Annotated in this window: 29 protein-coding genes; 13 read left to right on the top strand and 16 right to left on the bottom strand. The window is 63.8% G+C overall.

Translation table 11 applies throughout. From position 1 onward, the window contains the following. The first annotated feature begins 185 nt into the window (after window positions 1-185). The 7 genes from P1M51_RS13250 to P1M51_RS13220 all read left to right on the top strand — a co-directional run bounded on the left by P1M51_RS13250 (window position 186) and on the right by P1M51_RS13220 (window position 5,383). On the top strand, window positions 186-2,153 hold the full coding sequence (locus P1M51_RS13250; RefSeq protein WP_276245649.1) for an aconitate hydratase: 1,968 nt from the start codon (window positions 186-188) through the stop codon (window positions 2,151-2,153). A gap of 190 nt (window positions 2,154-2,343) precedes the next feature. Next, entirely contained in the window at window positions 2,344-2,814 is a 471-nt protein-coding gene (rimI, locus tag P1M51_RS13245; protein ID WP_276245648.1) for a ribosomal protein S18-alanine N-acetyltransferase, read from the top strand. 39 nt (window positions 2,815-2,853) lie between these two features. Next, the gene (locus P1M51_RS13240; protein WP_276245647.1) at window positions 2,854-3,267 is read left to right on the top strand and encodes a DUF5810 domain-containing protein; all 414 of its coding nucleotides are present in this window, start codon (window positions 2,854-2,856) and stop codon (window positions 3,265-3,267) included. A 24-nt stretch (window positions 3,268-3,291) separates the two neighbouring features. Beyond that, a complete protein-coding gene (locus tag P1M51_RS13235; RefSeq protein ID WP_276245646.1) occupies window positions 3,292-3,714 on the top strand; it encodes a DUF5809 family protein in 423 nt (140 codons plus the stop codon). A gap of 36 nt (window positions 3,715-3,750) precedes the next feature. Then, window positions 3,751-4,131 (top strand): hypothetical protein, encoded by a 381-nt coding sequence (locus tag P1M51_RS13230; RefSeq protein ID WP_276245645.1) that lies wholly within the window; start codon window positions 3,751-3,753, stop codon window positions 4,129-4,131. Further along, entirely contained in the window at window positions 4,128-4,670 is a 543-nt protein-coding gene (locus P1M51_RS13225; protein WP_276245644.1) for an NUDIX hydrolase, read from the top strand. The genes P1M51_RS13230 and P1M51_RS13225 overlap by 4 nt, the downstream gene beginning before the upstream one ends. A 335-nt stretch (window positions 4,671-5,005) precedes the next feature. Continuing rightward, window positions 5,006-5,383: a rhodanese-like domain-containing protein gene (locus tag P1M51_RS13220; protein WP_276245643.1), complete on the top strand. Its 378-nt coding sequence runs from the start codon at window positions 5,006-5,008 to the stop codon at window positions 5,381-5,383. Window positions 5,384-5,506: 123 nt separating this feature from the next. On the opposite strand, the gene yciH is transcribed toward P1M51_RS13220, so the two are convergent. From yciH to P1M51_RS13195, 5 genes are all read right to left on the bottom strand, one after another. After that, the gene (yciH, locus tag P1M51_RS13215; protein ID WP_276245642.1) at window positions 5,507-5,800 is read right to left on the bottom strand and encodes a stress response translation initiation inhibitor YciH; all 294 of its coding nucleotides are present in this window, start codon (window positions 5,798-5,800) and stop codon (window positions 5,507-5,509) included. Between the two features lie 116 nt (window positions 5,801-5,916). Then, entirely contained in the window at window positions 5,917-8,160 is a 2,244-nt protein-coding gene (locus P1M51_RS13210) for a transglutaminase domain-containing protein (protein WP_276245641.1), read from the bottom strand. Continuing rightward, window positions 8,157-9,164 carry a DUF58 domain-containing protein gene (locus tag P1M51_RS13205; RefSeq protein ID WP_276245640.1) on the bottom strand — a complete coding sequence of 336 codons (1,008 nt, stop codon included), beginning with the start codon at window positions 9,162-9,164 and terminating at the stop codon, window positions 8,157-8,159. Before P1M51_RS13205 ends, P1M51_RS13210 begins: the two co-directional genes overlap by 4 nt. Further along, entirely contained in the window at window positions 9,161-10,138 is a 978-nt protein-coding gene (locus tag P1M51_RS13200) for a MoxR family ATPase (RefSeq protein WP_276274584.1), read from the bottom strand. Before P1M51_RS13200 ends, P1M51_RS13205 begins: the two co-directional genes overlap by 4 nt. Window positions 10,139-10,290: 152 nt before the next feature. Beyond that, complete coding sequence (locus P1M51_RS13195) at window positions 10,291-10,545, bottom strand: hypothetical protein (RefSeq protein ID WP_276245638.1); 255 nt, start codon at window positions 10,543-10,545, stop codon at window positions 10,291-10,293. 77 nt (window positions 10,546-10,622) lie between these two features. Here P1M51_RS13195 and P1M51_RS13190 point away from each other — a divergent pair, with 77 nt between their 5' ends. Then, window positions 10,623-10,841: a hypothetical protein gene (locus P1M51_RS13190; protein WP_276245637.1), complete on the top strand. Its 219-nt coding sequence runs from the start codon at window positions 10,623-10,625 to the stop codon at window positions 10,839-10,841. Here P1M51_RS13190 and P1M51_RS13185 read toward each other — a convergent pair. From P1M51_RS13185 to P1M51_RS13175, 3 genes are read right to left on the bottom strand one after another with little or no spacing between them, the layout of a single operon-like run. Further along, window positions 10,810-11,775, bottom strand: coding sequence for a 5,10-methylenetetrahydromethanopterin reductase (locus P1M51_RS13185; protein ID WP_276245636.1), 966 nt, complete (start codon window positions 11,773-11,775; stop codon window positions 10,810-10,812). The genes P1M51_RS13190 and P1M51_RS13185 overlap by 32 nt on opposite strands. Further along, a complete protein-coding gene (locus P1M51_RS13180) occupies window positions 11,762-12,517 on the bottom strand; it encodes a coenzyme F420-0:L-glutamate ligase (RefSeq protein WP_276274583.1) in 756 nt (251 codons plus the stop codon). The genes P1M51_RS13185 and P1M51_RS13180 overlap by 14 nt, the downstream gene beginning before the upstream one ends. Before the next feature lie 48 nt (window positions 12,518-12,565). Beyond that, window positions 12,566-13,063: a metallophosphoesterase family protein gene (locus tag P1M51_RS13175; protein ID WP_276274582.1), complete on the bottom strand. Its 498-nt coding sequence runs from the start codon at window positions 13,061-13,063 to the stop codon at window positions 12,566-12,568. A gap of 54 nt (window positions 13,064-13,117) precedes the next feature. On the opposite strand from P1M51_RS13175, the gene P1M51_RS13170 reads away from it, so the two are divergent. After that, on the top strand, window positions 13,118-13,963 hold the full coding sequence (locus tag P1M51_RS13170) for a translation initiation factor eIF-2B (RefSeq protein ID WP_276274581.1): 846 nt from the start codon (window positions 13,118-13,120) through the stop codon (window positions 13,961-13,963). A 171-nt stretch (window positions 13,964-14,134) separates the two neighbouring features. Then, the gene (locus P1M51_RS13165) at window positions 14,135-14,902 is read left to right on the top strand and encodes a DUF3179 domain-containing (seleno)protein (RefSeq protein ID WP_276245632.1); all 768 of its coding nucleotides are present in this window, start codon (window positions 14,135-14,137) and stop codon (window positions 14,900-14,902) included. On the opposite strand, the gene P1M51_RS13160 is transcribed toward P1M51_RS13165, so the two are convergent. Both P1M51_RS13160 and engB read right to left on the bottom strand, forming a co-directional pair. Further along, window positions 14,891-15,085, bottom strand: a complete 195-nt coding sequence (locus P1M51_RS13160) for a hypothetical protein (RefSeq protein ID WP_276245631.1) — start codon at window positions 15,083-15,085, stop codon at window positions 14,891-14,893. The two genes, P1M51_RS13165 and P1M51_RS13160, sit on opposite strands and share 12 nt — an antisense overlap. Window positions 15,086-15,233: 148 nt before the next feature. Continuing rightward, window positions 15,234-15,854 carry a GTP-binding protein EngB gene (gene engB, locus P1M51_RS13155; protein WP_276245630.1) on the bottom strand — a complete coding sequence of 207 codons (621 nt, stop codon included), beginning with the start codon at window positions 15,852-15,854 and terminating at the stop codon, window positions 15,234-15,236. A 69-nt stretch (window positions 15,855-15,923) separates the two neighbouring features. On the opposite strand from engB, the gene P1M51_RS13150 reads away from it, so the two are divergent. Continuing rightward, the gene (locus P1M51_RS13150) at window positions 15,924-17,216 is read left to right on the top strand and encodes a TIGR00341 family protein (RefSeq protein ID WP_276274580.1); all 1,293 of its coding nucleotides are present in this window, start codon (window positions 15,924-15,926) and stop codon (window positions 17,214-17,216) included. A gap of 55 nt (window positions 17,217-17,271) precedes the next feature. Then, window positions 17,272-17,964: an SIMPL domain-containing protein gene (locus tag P1M51_RS13145; RefSeq protein ID WP_276274579.1), complete on the top strand. Its 693-nt coding sequence runs from the start codon at window positions 17,272-17,274 to the stop codon at window positions 17,962-17,964. Here P1M51_RS13145 and P1M51_RS13140 read toward each other — a convergent pair. The 5 genes from P1M51_RS13140 to P1M51_RS13120 all read right to left on the bottom strand — a co-directional run bounded on the left by P1M51_RS13140 (window position 17,961) and on the right by P1M51_RS13120 (window position 20,661). Further along, a complete protein-coding gene (locus P1M51_RS13140; RefSeq protein ID WP_276245627.1) occupies window positions 17,961-18,914 on the bottom strand; it encodes a GTPase in 954 nt (317 codons plus the stop codon). The genes P1M51_RS13145 and P1M51_RS13140 overlap by 4 nt on opposite strands. A gap of 180 nt (window positions 18,915-19,094) precedes the next feature. Beyond that, window positions 19,095-19,382 (bottom strand): phosphoribosyl-ATP diphosphatase, encoded by a 288-nt coding sequence (gene hisE, locus P1M51_RS13135; protein ID WP_276274578.1) that lies wholly within the window; start codon window positions 19,380-19,382, stop codon window positions 19,095-19,097. Then, window positions 19,379-19,825, bottom strand: a complete 447-nt coding sequence (locus tag P1M51_RS13130; protein ID WP_276245625.1) for a bifunctional nuclease family protein — start codon at window positions 19,823-19,825, stop codon at window positions 19,379-19,381. Before P1M51_RS13130 ends, hisE begins: the two co-directional genes overlap by 4 nt. A gap of 34 nt (window positions 19,826-19,859) precedes the next feature. Next, window positions 19,860-20,447 carry a pyridoxal 5'-phosphate synthase glutaminase subunit PdxT gene (gene pdxT / locus P1M51_RS13125; RefSeq protein ID WP_276245624.1) on the bottom strand — a complete coding sequence of 196 codons (588 nt, stop codon included), beginning with the start codon at window positions 20,445-20,447 and terminating at the stop codon, window positions 19,860-19,862. Between the two features lie 55 nt (window positions 20,448-20,502). Beyond that, entirely contained in the window at window positions 20,503-20,661 is a 159-nt protein-coding gene (locus tag P1M51_RS13120; protein WP_276245623.1) for a preprotein translocase subunit Sec61beta, read from the bottom strand. A 116-nt stretch (window positions 20,662-20,777) separates the two neighbouring features. Between P1M51_RS13120 and P1M51_RS13115 the strand changes: the two genes are divergently transcribed. Beyond that, a complete protein-coding gene (locus P1M51_RS13115) occupies window positions 20,778-21,044 on the top strand; it encodes a co-chaperone YbbN (RefSeq protein ID WP_276245622.1) in 267 nt (88 codons plus the stop codon). Between the two features lie 33 nt (window positions 21,045-21,077). Here P1M51_RS13115 and npdG read toward each other — a convergent pair whose 3' ends face one another. After that, complete coding sequence (gene npdG / locus P1M51_RS13110; protein ID WP_276245621.1) at window positions 21,078-21,746, bottom strand: NADPH-dependent F420 reductase; 669 nt, start codon at window positions 21,744-21,746, stop codon at window positions 21,078-21,080. Window positions 21,747-21,769: the final 23 nt, after the last annotated feature.

Below are 21,769 nucleotides of genomic sequence, written 5' to 3'. Positions count from 1 at the left end.
GGGTGACTGGCCCGATAGCAAAGGTCTGCCGAAATTCAAAACCGTGTACGTTACCATGTGTCTATCAGATTCCAAGAAAATGGCAATAATTTCGAGAAAGTTGCCGACGAAACCGGTGTTTATGATGGTTTTCCATGGCTAATTTCACGGGATTTATAACCGTGTAGCCTGCATCTCAAGCCGTTATGGGACAGACGCTTACGGAAAAAATTCTTGCTGACCACCTCGTCGAGGGGGAACTCGAGACAGGTGAGGAAATCGGCATCGAGATCGACCAGGTCCTCGCACAGGACACGACGGGGACGCTCGTCTGGCTCCAGTTCGAAGCCCTGGAAATGGACGAGGTCCAGACGGAACTCGCAGCCCAGTACTGCGACCACCAGACCTACCAGTTCGACTTTAAGAACTCCGACGACCACCGCTTCCTGCGCTCTGCGGCCGGGACTTTCGGCGCATATTTCTCTCGCCCCGGCAACGGTATCTGTCACAACGTCCACAAGGAGAACTTCGCCGCACCCGGCAAGACGCTCCTCGGCTCTGACTCGCACACGCCAACGCCCGGCGGCCTCGGCCAGCTCGCCATCGGCGCGGGTGGCCTCGACATCGCCGTCGCCATGGGCGGTGGCCCGTACTACGTCGAGATGCCTGAAGTCGTGAACGTTCGCCTCGAAGGCGAGCTTCCAGAGTGGTCTACCGCGAAGGACGTCATCCTCGAGATGCTCCGTCGCCTCTCGGTCAAGGGCGGCGTCGGCAAAATCTTCGAGTACACCGGCCCCGGCGTCGAGACGCTCACCGTCCCCGAGCGTACGACCATCACCAACATGGGTACGGAACTCGGCGCGACGTCCTCTATCTTCCCAACCGACGAGAAGACGAAGGACTTCCTCTCGAAGGTCAACCGCGAGGACGAATACGTGGACCTCCAGCCGGACGAGGACGCGGAGTACGACGACGAAATCGTCATCGACCTCTCCGACATCGAACCGCTCATCGCGTGCCCGTCCATGCCGGACAAGGTCGTGCCAGTCCGCGAAGTCGCTGGCACCGCAGTCGACCAGGTCATGGTCGGCTCCTGTACCAACGGTGGCTACACCGACATGCTCCCGGCCGCGAAGATGGTCAAAGGCCGCGAAGTCAACAAGAAGACGGAGTTCATCGTCGCTCCCGGTTCCAAGCAGTCTGCGGAACTCCTCGCCCGTGAGGGCTGGGTCGCAGAGATGATGGCCGCTGGCGTCAACTTCTCCGAGGCAACCTGTGGTGCGTGTATCGGTATCGGTCACGTGCCAGCCTCCGACTCCGTCTCCCTGCGGACGTTCAACCGCAACTTCGAAGGCCGCTCCGGCATCGAGGACGACAACGTCTACCTCTGCTCGCCGGAAGTCGCCGCCGCCGCCGGTCTCAAGGGCGAAATCGTCGACCCACGAGACTTCGCCGAGGAACTCGGTGACCTCGAAGCACCCGGCGCAGAACTGCCCGAGAAGTACGACGGTTCGAAGGCCGACATCATCACGCCGGACGAGGCCGTCGACGACAGCCTCGTGAAGGGCCCGAACATCGGCGACGTCCCGCTGAAGGACCCACTCGACGCCCACCTCGAAGGCTCGGCACTCCTCAAGATGGAGGACAACATCACGACCGACCACATCATCCCTGCAACCCAGGACATCCTGATGTACCGGTCTAACATCCCGAAGCTCTCCGAGTTCACGCTCTCGCGTGTCGACCAGAGCTTCGCCCAGCGTTCCCTCGACTCCGACGGCGGCTTCCTCGTCGCCGGCGAGAACTACGGGCAGGGTTCCTCCCGCGAACACGCCGCCCTCTGTCCGATGTACCTCGGCATCAAGGGCGTCTTCGCACAGTCGTTCGCCCGCATCCACAAGGCGAACCTGTTCAACTTCGGACTCGTCCCGCTCGTCATCGACGAGGAGACGTACACCACGCTCGAACAGGGCGACGACATCGAAATCGTCGACGACGTCGCAGAAGGTGTCCGTGAGGGCAAAGAAGAGTTCACGGTCCGCGTCAACGACGACTGGGAGTTCACCGCCGAACTCGAAGCCTCCGAGCGCGAACGCCGCATCCTCGCAGACGGTGGCAAACTGCCACACACGAAGATGCAGACCGAAGGCGGCGCCGCACCGGCGGACGACTAACGAACCTCTCACGTTTTCGATTTTTACGAACCTGAGCGTCTGCTAACATGTTCTGCGGTGTCCCGAAAAGGATACTGAGGTTGGGGTTGGGGGAACACCCTCACTTGGGTGCAATTATTACACTGCATTTGTAAGTTAAAAAAACTTTCGTCCAAACGTGATATATAGCGTCCAGTGCGTACCCTCTCTCGTGACCACGACGGCCGAGGGTGCGGGCGGACCGGTCGAGATTCGGGAAGCGACCCTCGCAGACCTGCTCGCCGTATTTCGCATCGAACGCCAGTCGTTCCCCCAGCCGTGGCCCTACGCTGCCTTCGAGTTTTTCGTCGACGAACCGGGCTTCCTCGTCGCCGAGGCGGGCGAGGTCGTCGGCTACGTCGTCGCAGACATCGTGCCGAACCACGGGCGGCCAATCGGCCACATCAAAGATTTCGCCGTCGCGCCCGACCATCGCGGCCAGGGCATCGGCGCACGCCTCCTTGAGCGGGCACTGGTCGTCCTCGCAACCAACGCTGTCGAGACGGTGAAACTCGAAGTCCGGGAGTCGAACGAGGCGGCCCAGTCGCTCTACCGGCGGTACGGCTTTATGCCCCACCACCGGATTCCTCGCTACTACGAGGATGGCGAGGACGCGCTCGTGTTCGTCAAGTCCGACAACTGAGACGAGTCCCTTTTTTCGACGGCCCCCGTCTAGCCGGACATGGGATACGCCTGCCCGGTCTGTGACGCGCCACAGATGGACGGAAAACACCTCGCCAACCACCTCGCGTTCACCGCGATGCTCGGCAACGCCGACCACGAAACGTGGCTCGACGAGCACGCGCCGGGCTGGTCCGACGAGGGACATCGCGAACTCGCCGCCCGCGTCACCGAGTTCGCTGAGGAACGCGAGTATCCGCAGGTGTTCGAGGACACGACGGACCAACACGACCACGAACACGACGACGACGTGCGCCCGGGCGACCTGTTCGAGGACGATACCGAGAACCCCCCCCACGACATCGAACCACCGGAGCAGTCGCCACAACTCGACGCAAAAACGCAGGAAGCAATCGAGGAGGCAAAACGCATGGCGAAGGCCCACCGCGAGGCCGACGAAGACGAAAACGCGTAACTGCCCCGCCCACGTTCACCACCCATGCACGAAGACGGCCTCTTCGCACCCGAAACGGTAGCCGACGCCCGCGAGCAGTTCGAACAGGTCGGCCCGGCCGCCCAACTCGTCGTCCGCGAGACGGCGAAAGCGATGGACTTCGACCGCACGGAGTACCACGAGCGCGTCACCGGCGACGTGGTCACGACCGCGCGAAACGCCCTCTTTTCGTCGCTGCTTACCGTCACCGTGGGCACCCGCGAGGAATTCGACGAGTGGTGTGCGGCCCACCAGAGCTACGAGGTCATCGAAGCCGGGAGCGAGACGGTGGACAACGTCGTCTGGCACGTCGCGCCCTTCGCCGACACCGTCGTCGCGGCGACCTTCCAGAACGAACCCGAGGCGGCCATCGCTACGCTCCGTCGCCAGGCGTTCGGTCGCATCTACCGCGACGTGCTGCTCGACTAACGAGGTGCTTTTTCGCGTCCGGCCCGAAGGACGACCATGCGCACGGTCACCCGCAACGCGCTGCTCGCAATCGGCGCACTCATCGTCCTCCTGCTCGCGCTCGGCGCGGTTCCGAGCCTGCTCAAGAGCGGCGACCCCTACTACCTGACCGCGACGCCCGCAGAGGGCGACCACGAGGCGGTAAACGGTTCCGAACTGCCGAGCCACCGCTATCCGTTCACCACGGCCGCGCTCGCAGACGGCCAGTCTGAACCCTACTGGGACGGCCCGGTTGGCTTCAAAGAAGCCTTCACCCACTCGCCGTTCGACGAACGCTCCGCCCTCGGGAATCGCAACCCTGCGGCCGTCGAGGGAGACACCGTGTACGTCACCCAGAACGGCACACTTTATCGGGTGGCTATCACACAGGACGTATGACAGATTCTCGCGACCACGACTGGCCCGTCCTCGAATCGAAAGCCGAGTACGAAACCGGCTGGTACACCGGCGGCTACGATCTCGTCTCTCAACCGAACGGCACGGAGAAGAAGTACTACTGGGCGGAGTTGCCCGCCGCCGTGGTGGTCGTCGCCGTCGCAGACGACGAAGTCATCCTCGTCGACCAGTATCGTCCGGCCATCGGCGAGCAGTGTCTCGAACTCCCCGCCGGTATCGTCGAGCAGGGCGAATCCTACACGCAGGCCGGAGCGCGGGAACTGCAAGAGGAAACCGGCTTCGCCCCCGACAGCCTCGCCCTGCTCGAAGAGTTCTGGTGTTCGACCGGGGTGCTTCGCCACCGCCGAGGTATCGTGTTCGCGGAGGGTCTGCGGCCCGTCGAACGCAAACTGGACGGCAACGAGTTCATCACCGTGACTTCGGTTCCCGTCGAAGACGCCCTCGACGTCGCCCGACAGGAACCCGCAAACGACGCGACTATCGAGGGGATTCTGCTCGCGAAAGAAGAAGGGCTCATCTAAATTCAATCACCAGCACTAACCACCAGCCCCAATCACCAGCCACAATCACCAGCCTCAACCACGAGGGCCGGGACGCGCGTCTCGTCGCGCGACCCGGGGAAGGGCAGGTCTGCTGAGGCGGGACTACGGGGCGGGACTGAAAGGGGCCGAGGGGTCGGCGAACCCCGACCCAGCAAGCACCGCAACGAGCGAAGCGAGTGAGGAGCGCAGCTGTGGTCGCGGGAGCCGAGCACTCGGGGGCTTTCGAGGTGTTCGAAACAACTGTTTTGACTCACAAATATTCAGCTCCGTATGAACCCAGACGCTTATCCTATCTGAACTAGTACCAACCCTATATGACCGACCTCAGCGACGACGAGATTGCGCCGGACGAGGTCAAATCGCTCCTCGACGAGGGCGCAGACGTGCGCGTCGTGGACATCCGCTCGCCCGGTGCGTTCGCCCGGGAACACATCCCCGGCAGCGAGAACATCCCGTTTCACAGCCTCGTGAGCAAGATTCCGACGCTCGCCGACGCAGACCACATCGTGACCGTCTGCCCACACGGGATTTCGAGCGTGCAGGCGGCGCGACTCATCGCCTCGTACGAGGGCACTGCCCATGCCAGCGTCGAGAGCATGGCTGGCGGCCTCGATGCGTGGAAGTACGACATCGTCTCCGGGAACGAAACCGACTCAGCACAGGCCAACGAGGGGCCTGACTCGCCGTTCTAATTCCTGCCTCGCCGCTCTGCTACCTGCCGCGCCGCGCTCCTTCTCGAAAACGCGGTCGCTCTGAATAAAATAGAACGTGGATGGTTGGGCCCAGCCGGGGCCGGATAACGATTCGGTCGAAGGTTAGGCGACGTTGAAGCCCTTATCGCGCAGGAAGTCCTCTACGCGGCCCGTGTGGTTCCCCTGTAACTCGATGGAGCCGTCTTCGACGGTGCCACCGCAGGCGAACTTCGACTTCAGGTCCGAGGAAAGACTGTCCATGTCGACGTCTTTCGGGTCGAGACCTTCGATGATCGTTACCTCCTTCCCATAGCGACGCTCGTCGATGCGGATGTTGATTTGCTGAGACTCTCGTGCGACGTCTTCGCAGACGCAGAGTTCCTCAGGCAGCCCGCATGTCGAGCATACCTCACTCATTACGTCCCGAATTACGAAAGGGTTCTACAAAACGCTGTCGGGTAGTAGAGGGCAAAAATCGAGCGCCGCCGCCTGCCGGGCCACCCGACGGGTGTTTCCGGTTCGTCGCTGTCGTCCTACCGGCTCAATCGCTTGAGCACCGGCGTTCGTTCGCGGACTTTGTCGCTCACGATGGCGAGCGCCTCGTCTGCTTCCGCACGGGTCACTCGACCCGCGTAGGTCGCCCGTTCGTAGATGGTTCCGACCCGACGGGCGGCCTCGTCAGCCTCGACGCGGGAGAGGAACTGGCGCGGCGTCTCGCCGGGGCGTCGGGGCCCGTGGTGACGCGAGAGCAGGTATTCGAGTCTGGCGAACGCCCGGGCGGCGTCCTCGCTCGGGGTTCCAGACTGCGGCCAGCGCAACCAGAGGGCGCGATAGGCGCGTCTCGACGCGCCGGTTCGGTGGGCCCCCGCGGCCATACCGACGAGCGCAATCAGGCCAACGGCGGCCTGCTCACGAGTCGGCATCGGGATGCCCCCGTTCTCGTCTTCGTCGGTGTTCGGGTCGGTTCCCTCGGGGCCGCCGGGCGGCGTGCTCGGTCCAACGGTCGTCTGAACGCCGGGGTCGCCGCCGAGAATCTCGGAGAGGCGGTCGTCGGACGGTCCGGTGGAGGTCGAGTTGTTGGTCGCGGTGGTCGTCGCCGTGTCGGGCGTCTGCGTCGTCTGGGTCTGGGCGTTCTCGCCCGTCTCGTTGGTGTCCACGTTCGGCTCGTCAGCGGCGCGCGCCTGGTTCAGACGCTGGGTCTCTGCGTTCTCCCGGGGGTCGGCCGGGGTCGGGTCGAACTCTACCCAGCCAGTGCCGGGGAAGTAGACTTCTACCCAGGCGTGGGCGTCCAGCCCGCGGACGACCCACTTGTCCTCTGCGACCTGTTCGCCGGGCGTGTAGCCCACAGCGAGGCGAGCCGGGATGCCCTGCGTGCGCAGCATCGTCACCATGGTCGTCGCGTAGTAGGTGCAGTAGCCGCTGTCCATCTGGAAGAGGAAGGCGTAGGCGATGTCGCCCTCTGGTCGCTCCACGTCGAGTGAGTACTGGCGGTTGTCTTCGAGCCAGGTTTCGATGACACGCGCCGTGTCGTACGGGTTATTCGCGTTCGCGGTCAGCTGGCTCGTGTACTCACCGACCTGTCTGGGCGTCGATTCGGGCAGCTGGAGGTAGCGGTCTTTGATGTGGTCAGGGTACTCCGTCCCCGCGGCACGCAACTGGTCGGGATGCGTCCGCGGAACCTGACTTACGACGGTGTACTCGTCACCCGCGCGCAGCGCCCCGAGCGGCTGGATGCCGTCGTGCTGGGTCACGCGCGTCCGGTCTGCCTGCGCCCCGCGGACGGCGACTGGCTTCCACGCAGCGGGCATGGTCGCCATCCGGGCGGTCTCTATCTCGAAGTTCTGGACGAGTCGTCGGGAGTCACCCTCCGGTCGTGGAAGCGAGGAGGTGTACAGTTCGCTCTCGCCCGTCCGGACCCAGCCGCCGCCGGTGTAGCGGTCGTAGCTCCCGACTTTCCAGTACTGAGCGCTCTCGGATTCCACGCTGAAGCGCACTTCCGGCGAGAGGTTGATGCTGCCGAGGATGGCAACTTCCTCGTCTGCGGTCAGGAGGTTCGACTCGATTGTCTCCCCGCCGCTGTGGCCGGAGAACAGGGGGTTCGACGCGCCGCCGGGAACCACGCTGAGGGTGAGTGAAAGCACGACCATCGTCGCGAGAACGACCGTCAGCAGGTCTGCTTGCCCAAGCGAGGCGTTGTGGCGTTCGAGTTCGCCGAACCCGACGAGCGCGGCGGCCGCGGTGACGCCCATCGCGGTGATGAGCAGGTCCGCGTCGCCCGTGAGGACGAATAGTCCGAGCGGGGCCGCCCCGACGATGGCCCCGAGTGCGTAGCGTCGCTGCATGACGAAATACCACGACAGGAACACGGGGCCGGGCGCGATAGCCATCGCCCACACGCTCGCTTTGGTCACGCGCAGGATGGAGAGGCCGGTCAGCAGCGCGGTCACGTCGCTCGTGATGCGTTCGGTCTGCCACAACAGCGCGAAGCCATCGGGAATCGAAGTCAGGTAGAACGCCATCCCACCCACGAGCAGGACGCCGGCGAGTACGAGCGCAACCCACGAGGAGAGATACCGGGCGAGCAGCGTGCTCACGACGAGCGTCACGCCGACGATGACCAGCAGGTCGCTCGACCCGCCGACCACGTTCGTCACCGAAAGCAGGACGCTCACGTAGGAAATCGTGAGGAGCGCGGCGGTGACCAACGAGAGCAGGCGCAGCGGGTCGCGCAGGCCGAGTTCCGTGCGCTCGACGATGGTTCGGGTCTGGGTGCTCATGGCTCCACCCGCCCGCCGTCTGCGGCGACGGCAGTCCCACGAGTCAGGTCGGTAAATGTGACCTCGCGGTCACGAAGCCGAACGGTCGTTTCACCCTCACTCGGGACGAAAATGTGCACATCTGCCAGCTCGCGGCGCGTCGTCGCGACCCGACCGGCGGGGGTCTGGGCGAACAGGGTGAGCACGCGGTTTCGTTGTGTATCGCCACGAGCGCGGGAAACTCGACCGCCGGGCGCGGTCACGTCGCAGGCGAGGCCCGCGTCGATGATGTAGGCGGCCACGCTCGCGGCGGCGCAGGCCATCTCGTCTGCCTTGCCGGCGTCGCCCTCCGCGACGATGGAGAGGCCGTCTTCCTCTGCTTCGCCGATGAATTCTGCGACCAGCAGGTCGCCGTCGCGCTTGGCGCTCGTCTTCCAGTGGATGTCACGAAGCGGGTCGCCGGGGACGTACTCACGCAGGTTGTCGAACTCCTGGCGAGTGACGACCGCCATCTCGTCGAACAGGAGGTTGAGCGCGTGGCGGGCGTCGTCCGAGAGGTCTTCTAAGCGCGGGTAGACGAGCGTCTTCGTCGTGAGTGGATACTCGAACGTTCGCTCGAAAAGGCCGAACATATCTCGGACGGCCACGGTGACGGGTCCGAGTTCGTGCTCCCCGCGCCGGGTGTATTCGACGTCGTAGGTGAGCGTGCCGGGAACCGAGGTTTCGAATCGAGTGTGATTGGTGGCGAGGCCCTCGCTGACGCCTTCCTCGACGCTCGCGCTCGCGGTGTGGGTTCCCTCGAACGAGAGGGTTACCGAGCGCGTTTCACCCGGAAACCCCGGGGCGGGCTGGCTGCGGGTGATGTCCGGTTTCGGCAGTCGCATACTCTGAATCGCACCGGCGACCAGCGCGACGGCTGCCGGGACGACGACGGCGTTGAGCGCCCGACTCCCGAACATGAACGCCATCGCGAGCGACAGGGCGCACACGCCCACCACCACGTAGCCCCGACGCGTCAGACTCATGGCACGGAGACGTGCTCGAGGGCCGCCTCGACGAGCTCGCGCCGGGTCGTGCCCGCAGCGTCCGCCCCGAGTTGGATACGGTGGGCGAGCACGGAGACGGCTTCTGACTGCACGTCGTCGGGGATGACGTAGTCACGCCCGTCGATGACCGCCCGTGCCTGGGCGGCCCGCAGGAGGGAAATCGAACCGCGGGGACTCACGCCGAGGACGGCGTTGTTGCGGGTGTAGCCCGCGATTTGCGTGACGTAGCGGCGAATCGGCTCCTCGATGGACACGCCTGCGACGGTTTCGCGGGCCGACTGGAGGTCCTCGCCCGTCGCCACTGGTTCGAGTTTCTCGATTGGGTGGTGGCCGACTACCCGGTGGAGCATCTCGCTCTCTGCGTCCTCGTCGGGGTAGCCGAGGTGGAGTTTCTTCATGAACCGGTCGATCTCTGCCATCGGCAGTTCGTAGGTGCGATTTCGCTCGACGGAGTTCTGCGTCGCGATGATGGTGAACGGGCGGGGGACGCGGTGGGTTTCGCCGTCTACGGTCACCTGTTCTTCTTCCATCGCTTCGAGCAGCGAACTCTGGGTCTTCGGCGGGGCGCGATTTATCTCGTCGCCGAGAACGAAGTTCGCGAAAATCGGGCCGGGACGGAATTCGAACTCCCGGGTCTGTTGGTTGAAGACGTTGACGCCGGTCACGTCGGAGGGCAACAGGTCGGGGGTGAATTGGACGCGCTTGAACGAACAGTCCACAGAGCGGGCGACGGCGCGAGAGAGCATCGTCTTCCCGACGCCGGGAACGTCTTCGAGCAGCACGTGCCCACGGGCCAGGATGGCCGTCACGATCTGCTCGACGGTGCCGTGGTTCCCGACGATTACCTGTTCTACGTTGTCGATGATGTCCTGTGCGAGATTCCCCGCTTCCTCGATAGAGAGGGCTGTTTCGGGGGTACTCGGTTCGGCGCTAGTGATTTCGGCGTCAGTCATGGGAGGGGTGCTCAAACTCTACAATGAGGTTGTCTGACACTCGGGAGGCCGCTTACAAATGCTTTCTGTCATGTGGCCAACCCGAATCGTTCCTCTTCGCCCCTTATAGCGGCCCGACGCATCTAACCTTACTGGCTGGCTCGACACGTACGCTACCAGGACTTACAGGATTCACAGACTAATTCGTCACCGTCTCGCCAGCGGCGGGTGACCACCTCATCACATACGGCGCAGGCGACGCCTTCGGGCGACCACGCGTAGGTGGACGTGGCCGGTGAGACCGACGCTGAGGTGGGCGCCCCCTCAGCCTGCGGCGAAACCGACGCCGGGGACGGCGTCTCCTCGTCAGTCTCGTCAGACTCCACCGACCCGCCGAGAAACGAATCGAGCGTCGAATCCTTCTCCATAATGCCCGATTACCCCCGCCCGGTCTTAGCCGTGGCGGACAGTAGCAATCAAATACCCGCAGTACAATCCCTCGGGTATGGCAAACATCGCTCTCGAACTGCTGAACAACGTCGTCGAACTCACGATGCGGTTCACCGACGTCGCGCTGAGTGACCCACTCTCTGCACTCCTGCTCACGATGGGCGCGCTTCTGACGGGCTTTTCGGTCCTCGTGATAGGCTATCTCGCCCTCGGTGCCGTCGGCGACGCGCTCGTTGGCGACCTCACGCAGGGACCGCCCCAGCAAGGTCGATAGCCGTCTCCACGTCTGGCCCGAGCGGCGACCCCAACACGATGCTGTCGACGTGCGTGAGGACCGCCGCGACCTTCTTCTCGACCTCGTCCGGCGTTCCGGCGATACAGAAGGCATCTATCATCTCCTCGGTGACCGCGCCGAACGCCTCGCTGAACGCGCCCGCACCGATTCGCTCCCCGATTCGTTCAGCAGCTTCGGGGTCGATGCCGTGGCGTTCGAGCACCGGCGGCGCTGCGCCCCCGGCGATGAACGCGACCGGTGGCCGCGCCGCCTCTCGTGCCGCCTCACGGTCTTCGGCTACACTCACGCTGGCGTAGGCCGCGGCGTCGAACGCTCCGCGGTCGTCGGGGCGCGCTTCCAACCCCTCTGCAATCTGCCCTGCCGCCCACTCGACGTCCGCCGGATGTGACGCGTTGATGAGCACGCCATCTGCGTGTTTCGCGCTCATCTTGAGCATGTGGGGTCCCTGTGCGCCGACGTACACCGGAATCTCACCCACGTCGTAGTTGAGACCCGCGTCCCGTGCAACGAACGTCCCGTCGTGGGTCACTCGCTCGCCGGCCCACAGCTGCTTGGAGACCTTCATCGCTTCGAGCACTCGCCGGAGTGGGCGGTCGCGGTCGTACCCCAGATTCGTGAGCGTCGAACGGTCGCCCGCGCCGAGGCCGAATACCGCCCGGCCGCCGGTCGCTTCGTCGAGCGTCGCGACGCGGGAGGCGAGCGACACGGGATGGGTTTCGTACGGGTTGACGACGCCCGGCCCGACGCGAATCTCCTCGGTCGCCCGCCCAATTCGGTCGAGGGCGACGAAGGGGTCGCGATTGTTGTAGTGTGCGGAGGCGAAGATGGTGTCGAACCCGGCGACTTCGGCGCGTTCGCCGTATTCGGCGAGGGTCGAAACCGAATGTTCGGGCGTCAGTTCAATGCCCTTCATACGACCACCCCCGTAGCGCTTGGCGGACGAAATCCGATGCCACCGGTCGAAAGAGATTGTCGCTACCGCCGTGGTCGCCGAACTCCCAGCCCCGGACGACGGTCACGGGCGTGCCGTCGTCGCCCTCGCCGGAGACGAGGTTCGCCGCGCCGGCCAGTTCGTCCACGACACACTGCACCGTGACGCCGAGTTCCCGGCCGTCTCGGTCGGTTTCCCCACGCCAGTCTCGACTCGCGGGCATGCCGGCCCATCCGATGGCGACGGCACGCTGGCCATGGCGGAACGGCCGCCCGCAGGTGTCGGTCACGACGACGGGAACGCCGAGTTCGTCGTGGATTCGCGCTGCACTTTCGCTTGGCCGTTTCGGGAGGAGCAACAGGTCCGCGTCGGGGACGTTCGACCGGTCGATGCCGGCGTTCACGCCGACGTGTCCACAGCGCGTTTCGGTGAGCAAAAACGGGGCGTCCATCACGATGTCCGTCGACTCTTCGAGGACGGCCTGGGCGAATCGCGGGTCTTTCTCGTCGCCCGTAATCGACGCCAGATTCGCCGCGATTTCCCGGGCACGCGGCCCGGCGGGGAAGTCAGACAGGTTCGCCTGCCTCCCCTCAGCTTTCGAGACGATGGTGCTCGCGACCACCACGACGTCGTCCGGTTCGAGCGAGACGCGCTCGGCTACGAGCGCGGCGATGTCGTCGCCCGGACGCACCTCGGGGATGTCGGGCACCGCGAACAGTTCCATACCTGTTGCTCGCCCGCGTCCCGTAAAAAGCGACCCGATAGGTGCAAGCTAGCCTTCGACCCGAGAGACTGCGATGTGGTCGCCTTCGACATCGACGACCAGCATCGTCGTCGTGAGAGCGGGTGCGGCCCCCGTCGCGCTGCCGGGGTTAAGCAATCGCACGCCGTCCACCACCTCGTCGTGGACGCGGTGGGTATGTCCCGAGACGCCGATGACGGTCCCCTCGCCGTGTTCTGCGGCGATTCCCGCAACGCGTTCCTTGTAGGTGTCCGGGTCGCCCGTCCCGTGGGTGACGACGAAGCGGACGCCCTCCACGTCGAGGGTCGCAACGTCGGGCAGTCCGAGCGTGGGCGGGTCCGTGTTGCCGGCACAGGCGGTGAGCGTCTCGCCGGCGATTTCCCGAACGCGCTCGAACGCCGCGTCGGAGTCGAAGTCGCCGGCGTGGATGGTGTAGTCGGCTGCTTCGACGGCTTCGACTACCCACTCCGGGATGGTCTCTTTTCGGGAGGGAATGTGCGTGTCGCTGATGAGTGCCACACGTGGCATGGCCGGTGGTTCGCCGCCCGCCCATCTAAATGTTCGCCGGTCGAAGAGACAGGTATGGCTCCCGACCTGACGGTCGAAACCATTCGCGAGGACCGCGACCACGGTTCTGCGCAGCTTTCGCTGTGGGCGCTCGACGTTCTGCGAGACGTCGCAACGCACGCCACCGCGTGGGACTCGGTGGTCGAAACCGCACGCGAACTCGTCGCCGCCCGCCCGAGCATGGTGGTCATCGAGAACCGCGTAAACCGCGTGATGCACGCCGCCGACCACACCCCGGACTCCGTCGCAGACCACGCCAAGCAGGTCCGTGACCGGGCCACGGCCGCCGACGCACAGGCCGCCGCCGAAGCCGCGACGCTCCTCGATGGCGGGACGATATGCACCCTCTCGCGGTCCGGTACGGTCGCCCGGACGCTGGAACAGACGGCTCCCGAGCGAGTCGTCGTCGCCGAGTCGCGCCCCGGACGCGAGGGCGTTGGCGTAGCCGAAAAACTGGCCGCCAAAACGGCGGTCACGCTCGTTTCTGACGCCGGAATCGCGCAGGCACTCGCAGAATTGGACGTCTCCGCCGTCCTCGTCGGAGCGGACACGGTGCTCCCCGACGGCAGCATCGTGAACAAGGTGGGGACGCGAACCGCCGCGAGCGCCGCAGTCTCCCTCGGTATCCCCTTCTACGCGGTGTGCTCGCTCGACAAGGTGAGTCCGCGAAACCAGTACGACCCGGAACCGAGAGCCGCCACTGAACTGTACGACGGCGAGAAAGCCATCGACGTGTCGAACCCGACGTTCGACCGGACGCCGCCCCAACTCGTGCGGTATATCGCCACCGAAGCCGGCCCGTTCGACACCCGAGACGTGGCCACCGTCGCGCTTGAACTCGGTGGACTCGCCGATTGGTAAGCGTCAAATCCCTCCGTCGGGTACGTCCCGATGGGCGGCGGTGACGACAGTTACCCCCACTGAGCCCCTTGTGACGACGCTCAATTCCTGAGCCGCCCACTCTCAGACCAGTTGTGAGCGACGGCCACCCACGCGCGAATCAGTTACATCTCTCTCGTGCCTACCACTCGCATGGACCGTCGTCGATTTCTCGCCGCCACAGCCGCTGGTGTGAGCGGTTTCGCCGGCTGTCTCGCCAGGACGGGTGGCGACGCAGAACCGACGACCGGGACGCCAGTCGAACCCCTGACGCTCGCAGAACAGGGCTTCCCAAGCACGATTTGCGCAGAGGAAATCAAAGAGAAGACCATCCGCGCCGTCGTCGAACCACGATTCGGTACGAATTGGGACGGCCTCACCGTCGAACGCAAGTACCTGCGCCGGAACCAGCAGACGCTTTCGGACCATCAGACGGTCGTTGGCCTCCGCGACGGCAACCGGGCACGAGCCTACCCCCTGACGATTCTCTGGTGGCACGAAATCGTGAACGACGACTTCGGCGGCCCGGTGATGGTGACCTACTGCCCGCTCTGTGGCAGCGGCCTCGTCGCGGACAGCGTCGTAGCGGGTGAACCGACTCGATTCTTCGTCTCGGGGCTGCTCTGGCAAGCGCCTGGTGTGTACGCCGCCGCGAGCGAACTCGACAACCGAACGTTCGTCGCCTACGAGAACAGTTCCGCCGTCTCAGAACAGGTCCGAAACAACGCGAACCTCGTGATGTACGACGAGGCAACGCGCTCGTACTGGAGTCAAATTCTCGGTCGGGCCATCTGCGGCCCGCTCGAAGGCGAACGCCTCACCATTCGCCCATCAGAAGTCACGACGTGGGGTGACTGGAAAGCGCGCTACCCCGACACCGACGTCCTGTTGCCCCCGCCGTATTCGACGTTAATTGAGTGACGTACGCTCGCCCCGGGCGTGCATTGAGGCGAAGACGACGAATCCTACTGCCGCACCGAGGAGGATGCCATACGTGCGAAAGACGAGGAACCCAAGCGCACAAAAGAGGGCGACGAAGCTGACGAACACCAGTGCCCAGCCGGCATTGAAGAAAACCTCCGAACCGAGCAAATCGACAGTCATTATTGAAATATTTCCTACAAGTATTTAATAGCGGTGCTGTGCGGTACTGTCGGCACCCGGATGCGAGCGAAGCGAGCATCCGGCCTTTTTCATGAAAGTTTTTGCGCTGAGCGGTGCGCGAAGCGCACCCGAAGCGTAAAAAGTTGCTCTAGAAGAATTTGAGCAAATCGTCCCGTTTCTCAGCGTGCAAGTGCTCTCGAATCGCCTCATTCAGCGTGTCGATGGTGCCGCGTTTGGCGATGATGGGGCAGATGACGTCCTGCCACTGCTGCCACGGCGGGGCGAGGCCGAGGCGATCACAGAGGTCGTTGAGCCGTTCGTCTTTGTCGTCCACCTTGTCCATCTTGTTGACCGCGACGATGACGGGAATGTCGAGTTCCTGGAGGAAGTAGAACATCTCCACGTCGTGGGGAATGGAATCCTCCGTCGTGTGACGGTCGATGATGTCGATGACGCTCTTGCCGTCGACCACGAGGATGCCGAGCGTGATGTTGTCGGCGTACTCCTCGATGTACTGGACGATGTTGGTCTTGATTGCCTCACGGTGGTCCTCCTCGACGCCGGACATGAACCCGAACCCGGGGAGGTCGGTTAGCATGAAGCTCTCTGGTGCCCAGTCGAAGTGGTTCGGCTGGCGGGTAACGCCGGGTTTCTTGCCCGTGTTGAACTTCTTGTGGCCGGTGAGCAGGCGCATGAGCGTGGATTTGCCGACGTTTGACCGCCCGACGAGTACGATTTCCGTGTCGCGGTCGGGGCGATTTTCGAACATACCCTTCCTTTTCGCTCCGCCCTCAAAACCACCGCGGGTTATTTTTCGCCCGCCTGCATCGGTTCCGGTGTGCGACTCGTACAGGTTACCATTCCAGCGGGCAAACGGGAGGCGATTCTCGATACCTTAGACGACGAGGGCATCGACTACGTCCTCACCGACGAGACGAGCGGACGCGAGTTTACGGGCGTCGTGTCGTTCCCGCTCCCGACGAACGCCGTCGAACACGTACTCGGACGCCTCCGCGAGGTCGGCGTCGAAGACGAAGCCTACACTGTCGTCATCGACGCAGAGACCGTCATCTCGCGGCGCTTCGAGGCATTACAGGAGAAGTACGACGAGAGCGACCAAAGCGACGAACGAATCGCCCGCGAAGAGTTGGTGACGACGGCGACGAACCTCGCCCCGTCGATGGTGACCTACCTCACCATGACGGTCGTGAGCGGCGTCATCGCCACGGCAGGGCTCCTCCTCGACTCGCCGGCCGTCGTCGTCGGGTCGATGGTCATCGCGCCGCTCATCGGTCCGGCGATGGCGGCGAGCGTCGGCACGGTCATCGACGACCGTGACCTGTTCCTCCGGGGCGTCAAGCTCCAGCTCATCGGCTTTGCGGCTGCGATCGCTGCAGCGGCGCTCTTTTCGTGGCTCGTCAAGACGATTCACTTGATTCCTCCGGGCATCGACCCAACCGAAATCGCGCAGGTGAGAGAGCGACTCTCACCTGACTTCCTCTCGCTGATGGTCGCTCTCGGTGCTGGCGTTGCCGGCGCGTTCAGCCTCTCTGCCGGCGTCTCTGCCTCGCTCGTCGGCGTCATGATTGCCGTGGCGCTCGTCCCGCCGGCGGCTGCCGTAGGCATCGGTATCGCCTGGGGACTCCCGATGGTCGTACTCGGTTCGGGAGTGCTCGCGCTCGTCAACGCCCTCTCTATCAATCTCGCCGCAATCACGACGCTCTGGTACACCGGCTACCGTCCCGACCGCTGGTTCAAACTCGACTCCGCGCGGTCGCGAACGCTCAAGCGGGCTGGCGTCCTCATCGCCGCCATCCTCGTACTCTCGCTTTTCCTCGGGGGCGTAACGCTCGCGTCGTTCTCGAGTGCCAACGCAGAAGAGAACATCCAGACCCAAATCGAGACCACGCTCGACCGACCGGCGTACGACGAGGTGACCCTGTTGGACGTGGAGGTAGAATTCACCGAAAGCGCACTCACACGCTCTCCCTCCGAAGTCGTCGTCACGGTGGGTTTACCGCCGGACGTGGAGAAGCCGCCGCTCGCGGCTGAACTCGATGCGGCTATCACAGAGAATTTCGGATACGACGTCGATTTGCAGGTTCGATTCGTCGAACTCCAATCTGCCTGATAGACGCTCGCGCTTTCTCCAATCAAGCCGTAGTCACGCTATGGAGTCGCGATTCATGACGCGAGCACTTGTCCTCGCCGCATTCGTCGTTCTCGCTGGCTGTCTGGGTAGTATCAATACTCCAGGGTCAGCAGACGGTGTCGGACCACGAACGATTCAGGTTACCGCCACCGGTACGGCGAGCGGCGAACCCGACGAAGCGGTGCTTACCATCGGCGTGACCGCTGTCGCACAATCGGCAGATGCCGCGCGAAACCGCGTCGCGACGAACGTGTCGTCGATGCGGGCTGCACTCCGTGATGCCGGCGTTACAGACGACCAAATTCAAACGACGGCGTTCTTCATCGGAGAGGATCCACAGAGCGACGAAACCGATGTGCGAGGGTTCCGTGCGACGCACCTGTTCCGGATTACGCTCACTGACGTCGATTCTGTGGGTGAAATTATCGACGTCGCTATCCAAAACGGTGCGACGGACGTCCAGAATGTTCAGTTTACACTCTCGGACGACCGGGAGCGCGAGGTGCGGGCAGCCGCGCTTTCCGCTGCCATGGAAAACGCTCGGGAGCAAGGCGAGACGCTCGCTGACGCTGGGGCGCTAACTATCGTGGACGTTCACTCCGTCGAAACCGTAGAACAGAGCTTCTTCCCCGCGTTCGAACGCGGCGGAGATGGTTCGACGAGTATCGAACCGGGTCCGGTTATGATCACCGCACAGGTCCAGGTGGTTTACAACGCGACCGGTTAGACGGTGAAGTCGTGTTCGTAGCCGATTGCTTCGACGGCGGCGTCGAGCGTCTCTTCGATGCCTTCGCTTTCGGTGACGCTCATGTAGCAGTCGGCTTCGACGTCGTCAGAGCGGTCGATTTTGTTGGCGACGGTGATGACGGGCTGTTCGGTGAACTGCTCGCGGAGTGCGTCGCGGAGGGCGAGTTGGTCGGCGAGCGGGTAACCACACGACTCGCTCGCGTCCACGAAGACGAGAACGACGTCGGCGAGGTGTTCCAGTGCGCTCACGGCCTGGGCTTCGATGTCGTTTCGCTCGTCTGCTGGGCGGTCGAGCAGGCCCGGGGTGTCCACGATTTGATAGCGGATGCGGTCACGCTCGATGTGGCCGACGTGGACCTGCGTCGTCGTGAATGGGTAGGTCGCCGTCGCGTTGCGCGCGTTCGTGACGGCGTTCACGAACGACGATTTGCCGACGTTCGGGTAGCCGGCGACGACGATGGTCGGCTCCTCCGGGCGAATGTCCGGCAGTTTACGGAGGATGTCGCGCGCCTCGTTCAGGCGTTTCAGGTCGTCGTCGACCTCCTCGGTGACGTCTGCGAGGCGGGCGAACGCCTGTTTTCGCACCTTCCGGGCGGTGTCGACGTCGCCACTGACGCGGCGCTGGTACTCTTGGCGGATGTCGGCGCACTTGCGACCGGCCCACATCACCTCGGAGAGGCTCTTTCGAAGCTCGTCTACGTCGACGAGCGCGTCTGCGAGTTCGTAGTAGAAGGGGTCGACTTCGTCGAAGTCGGGCCACGACGTGCCGACGTTCTGGAGATTGTCAGAGAGGATGTTGGCGGCCGTCATCAGCATCGACTGCTGGGCGTCGAGGCCCTTCTTGGCGCGGCCCGCTCGCGCTGCCCGCGAGAAGGCTTTATCGATGAGTTCGTCCGACCGGGGTGTGGTCGGAAGGTCCTCGAAAATCATGTCCCTCGCTATGCAATGGGGACATAAAAGCCCGTTCGTTGCCGTCTCAGGTGTGTGACGCTGTGGGTTGGCGAATAGACGGTTCTGCGAACGCGCGACGGGTCGAACCGTGCGACTGCAACCCCGTCGCGGCGGTGGGTCAGGACATACCGGGGCTGGTCCCGGCTTCCGGTAAAAAGGTTAGCGTCGAGCGTTGAGTTCGGCCCGCAGGTCCGCGACGTCCATGTCTTTCATCGAGAGGAGGACGAGCATGTGGTAGACGATGTCTGCTGCTTCGTGAGCCAGTTCGTCGTGGTCGTCGTCCTTGGCGGCGAGGATGAGTTCGGTCACCTCTTCGCCCAGCTTTTCGAGGACCGCGTTCTCGCCCTTCTCGTGGGTGAACAGCGACGTCGTGTAGGAGCCTTCCGGAAGCTCTTCCTTTCGCGATTCGATGAGGGCGAACAGCTCGTCGATGACGTCGTCGCTCACAGTTGCCCGACCTCCCGGATGTCTCTGAGTTCGTCGAAGTCTTCGAGCGGGCGACGACCGTCTTCGAACACGTCCTCAGAGATGTGGATTGGGGCGTTCGTGCGGGAGACGAGGGCGAGGGTGTCGCTCGGACGGGCGTCGATGACGGTCGTCTCGCGGGGCGTGTTCAGATAGAGGTCTGCGATGTAAGTTTCGTCTTCGAGCGTGCTAATTTCGACGTGGTCGATGCGGCCGCCGAGTTCCTCTACGAGGTCCAACATCAGGTCGTGGGTGAGGGGGCGTCCGATGTCGATGGCGTCCATGCCGCGGGCGATGCTCGCGGCTTCCTCGAACCCGATGAAGATGGGGAGGACGTCCGTCTCGTCCTCCACGGCGAGTAAGACCACGGGCACGGGGCCGTCGGGCGTGTTGGCGACCCGGACGGCCTCGATACTGGCGTTCATACCCATCCCCATGGGGGGACGAGTAAAAAGGGTGTCACTGCCGGTCGAAAAAGGCGAGGCGGTGGATGCGGGCGTCAGCGGTCAGTTCGGGGTGGAACGAGGTCGCGATGACGTTTCCGTCCTTGATGGCGACGGGGCGCCCGTCCCATTCGGCGAGCACTTCCACGTCGTCGCCGACCTCGCCGATGAGCGGCGCGCGGATGAATACGGCCGGGAACGGTTCGTCGAGACCAGTCACGTCGAGGGGGGCCTCGAAACTGTCTTTCTGTCGGCCGAAGGCGTTGCGCTCGACGGTCACGTCGATGATGTCGAGGGTCTGGACGCGCTCGTCGTGGGCATCCTCGGACGCGACGATGAGGCCCGCACAGGTCGCGAGAATCGGCTTTCCGGCCGCGACGTGGGCTTTGATTTCCTCGTCGATGCCCTCCTTTTCGAGCAATCGGGAGATGGCGGTCGATTCGCCGCCGGGGAGGAGGAGCATGTCGCAGTCGGGGACGATGCCAGATTTGCGAATCTCGACTGCGGTGACGCGCTCGCCGAGCGACTCGGCGGCCTTTTCGATGGCCTCCGCGTGCTCGCTTACGTCACCCTGAACGGCGATGACGCCGGCTTTCAGACTCATAACTGACGGTAGGAAAGAGACGGCGAAAAAGACCCGGTTTCTGCGTCGGGGCGCGCTACAGTGCGTTCAGCACCTGAATCAGGATGCCAAAGAAGATGCCGAAGGCGACGACCGTCTTCGGGTCGAGGCGGATGGCGTTGCGGTCCTCTGCGTCGAAATAGCGCACGAGACCGGCGCTTGACATGAGACCGCCGGAATTCTGGCCTTTGCTCATACAGTCACTACTCGCAAGGAGTACCCTAAACGTTTCGACAGCCGTCTGTGCACCGGAAATGCCCGTAGTGGAAACCCTTATGCGCGAGGCTGAGTAAGCATTGAGCAGACATATCCATGACCGTCACGCTGAAGGATTTCTACGCAGACTGGTGTGGCCCGTGCAAGACGCAGGACCCAATCCTCGACGAACTCGAGGAGGACTGGGGCGACGTCAGCTTCGAGAAGGTGAACGTAGACGAAGAACAGGACATCGCAAACGAGTACCAGGTTCGCTCGCTCCCGACACTCATCATCGAGAACGACGACGGCGTCGTCGAACGCTTCGTCGGTGTCACCCAGCGCGAGGACATCGAAGCGGCCCTCGAAAAAGCGAGCGCGTAAGCGCGACCCGTTTTTCTCCGTTTTCACCCCCGATTAGTGGAACGTGACGCCGAGGTCGTGCATGTCGTCGTTGTTCATCGCGACGTTGATGAGCAACGGCGTCACGCTCTCGACTTCCGCGGCAGCTCCGAGGCCGCCCGCGTCGAGCGGCCGCAGGCCCTTGATACCCGCCGCGAGCATTCGAACCGTCTCTTTCGCGTCCGCGTCGTCGCCGACGAGAAGCGTGTCGATGTCGAGGTCGGCGTCGAGATTTGCGAGACGAGCCGCCGGAAGGTTGTGGAATGCACCGACGACGGGCGTGCCCTCGGGGGCCGCGTTTACGGCGAGTTGGGTCACGCTCCCCGCGCTCGGTGCGTTGTAGTGAAAGCCGCTGTCGTCGCGTTTCATGCCCACGGCGGGGCTGACGATGACGGTGTTCTCGTCTAACCCGTCTGCGACCGATTCGATGGTGTCCACGAGGTGGTAGGCCGGAACCGCGAGGACGACTACGTCGGCGCGGTCTGCGGCCATCTCGTTGGTGAAGCCCGTCACCTTCACGTCGCGGCCACGGCTGTCGAGTTCGGTCATGTACTCTTCTGCTTTCCCACGAGCGCGTTCTGGGTCGCGCGACCCGATGACGACCTCGTGGTTCGTGTCGTACGCCCACCGCAGGGCCAGTCCTTCGCCGATATCGCCGGTGCCGCCGAGGAGTGCGATTCGCATACGTGACCCTCGGGTGATGGGCG

The sequence above is a fragment of the Haladaptatus sp. QDMS2 genome, assembly GCF_029338295.1.
Classification (GTDB): Archaea; Halobacteriota; Halobacteria; order Halobacteriales; family Halococcaceae; genus QDMS2.
Note: the sequence above shows the minus strand (reverse complement) of the source record. Positions and strands in the feature narration are given on the sequence as shown.

What these genes read in the sequence shown, in the direction of transcription:
- P1M51_RS13250 (WP_276245649.1), top strand. Translation starts at nt 186, where the DNA reads ATGGGACAGACGCTTACGGAAAAAATTCTTGCTGACCACCTCGTCGAG.
- P1M51_RS13240 (WP_276245647.1), top strand. Translation starts at nt 2,854, where the DNA reads ATGGGATACGCCTGCCCGGTCTGTGACGCGCCACAGATGGACGGAAAA.
- P1M51_RS13235 (WP_276245646.1), top strand. Translation starts at nt 3,292, where the DNA reads ATGCACGAAGACGGCCTCTTCGCACCCGAAACGGTAGCCGACGCCCGC.
- P1M51_RS13230 (WP_276245645.1), top strand. Translation starts at nt 3,751, where the DNA reads ATGCGCACGGTCACCCGCAACGCGCTGCTCGCAATCGGCGCACTCATC.
- P1M51_RS13225 (WP_276245644.1), top strand. Translation starts at nt 4,128, where the DNA reads ATGACAGATTCTCGCGACCACGACTGGCCCGTCCTCGAATCGAAAGCC.
- P1M51_RS13220 (WP_276245643.1), top strand. Translation starts at nt 5,006, where the DNA reads ATGACCGACCTCAGCGACGACGAGATTGCGCCGGACGAGGTCAAATCG.
- yciH (WP_276245642.1), bottom strand. Translation starts at nt 5,800, where the DNA reads ATGAGTGAGGTATGCTCGACATGCGGGCTGCCTGAGGAACTCTGCGTC.
- P1M51_RS13210 (WP_276245641.1), bottom strand. Translation starts at nt 8,160, where the DNA reads ATGAGCACCCAGACCCGAACCATCGTCGAGCGCACGGAACTCGGCCTG.
- P1M51_RS13205 (WP_276245640.1), bottom strand. Translation starts at nt 9,164, where the DNA reads ATGAGTCTGACGCGTCGGGGCTACGTGGTGGTGGGCGTGTGCGCCCTG.
- P1M51_RS13200 (WP_276274584.1), bottom strand. Translation starts at nt 10,138, where the DNA reads ATGACTGACGCCGAAATCACTAGCGCCGAACCGAGTACCCCCGAAACA.
- P1M51_RS13195 (WP_276245638.1), bottom strand. Translation starts at nt 10,545, where the DNA reads ATGGAGAAGGATTCGACGCTCGATTCGTTTCTCGGCGGGTCGGTGGAG.
- P1M51_RS13190 (WP_276245637.1), top strand. Translation starts at nt 10,623, where the DNA reads ATGGCAAACATCGCTCTCGAACTGCTGAACAACGTCGTCGAACTCACG.
- P1M51_RS13185 (WP_276245636.1), bottom strand. Translation starts at nt 11,775, where the DNA reads ATGAAGGGCATTGAACTGACGCCCGAACATTCGGTTTCGACCCTCGCC.
- P1M51_RS13180 (WP_276274583.1), bottom strand. Translation starts at nt 12,517, where the DNA reads ATGGAACTGTTCGCGGTGCCCGACATCCCCGAGGTGCGTCCGGGCGAC.
- P1M51_RS13175 (WP_276274582.1), bottom strand. Translation starts at nt 13,063, where the DNA reads ATGCCACGTGTGGCACTCATCAGCGACACGCACATTCCCTCCCGAAAA.
- P1M51_RS13170 (WP_276274581.1), top strand. Translation starts at nt 13,118, where the DNA reads ATGGCTCCCGACCTGACGGTCGAAACCATTCGCGAGGACCGCGACCAC.
- P1M51_RS13165 (WP_276245632.1), top strand. Translation starts at nt 14,135, where the DNA reads ATGGACCGTCGTCGATTTCTCGCCGCCACAGCCGCTGGTGTGAGCGGT.
- P1M51_RS13160 (WP_276245631.1), bottom strand. Translation starts at nt 15,085, where the DNA reads ATGACTGTCGATTTGCTCGGTTCGGAGGTTTTCTTCAATGCCGGCTGG.
- engB (WP_276245630.1), bottom strand. Translation starts at nt 15,854, where the DNA reads ATGTTCGAAAATCGCCCCGACCGCGACACGGAAATCGTACTCGTCGGG.
- P1M51_RS13145 (WP_276274579.1), top strand. Translation starts at nt 17,272, where the DNA reads ATGACGCGAGCACTTGTCCTCGCCGCATTCGTCGTTCTCGCTGGCTGT.
- P1M51_RS13140 (WP_276245627.1), bottom strand. Translation starts at nt 18,914, where the DNA reads ATGATTTTCGAGGACCTTCCGACCACACCCCGGTCGGACGAACTCATC.
- P1M51_RS13130 (WP_276245625.1), bottom strand. Translation starts at nt 19,825, where the DNA reads ATGAACGCCAGTATCGAGGCCGTCCGGGTCGCCAACACGCCCGACGGC.
- pdxT (WP_276245624.1), bottom strand. Translation starts at nt 20,447, where the DNA reads ATGAGTCTGAAAGCCGGCGTCATCGCCGTTCAGGGTGACGTAAGCGAG.
- P1M51_RS13120 (WP_276245623.1), bottom strand. Translation starts at nt 20,661, where the DNA reads ATGAGCAAAGGCCAGAATTCCGGCGGTCTCATGTCAAGCGCCGGTCTC.
- P1M51_RS13115 (WP_276245622.1), top strand. Translation starts at nt 20,778, where the DNA reads ATGACCGTCACGCTGAAGGATTTCTACGCAGACTGGTGTGGCCCGTGC.
- npdG (WP_276245621.1), bottom strand. Translation starts at nt 21,746, where the DNA reads ATGCGAATCGCACTCCTCGGCGGCACCGGCGATATCGGCGAAGGACTG.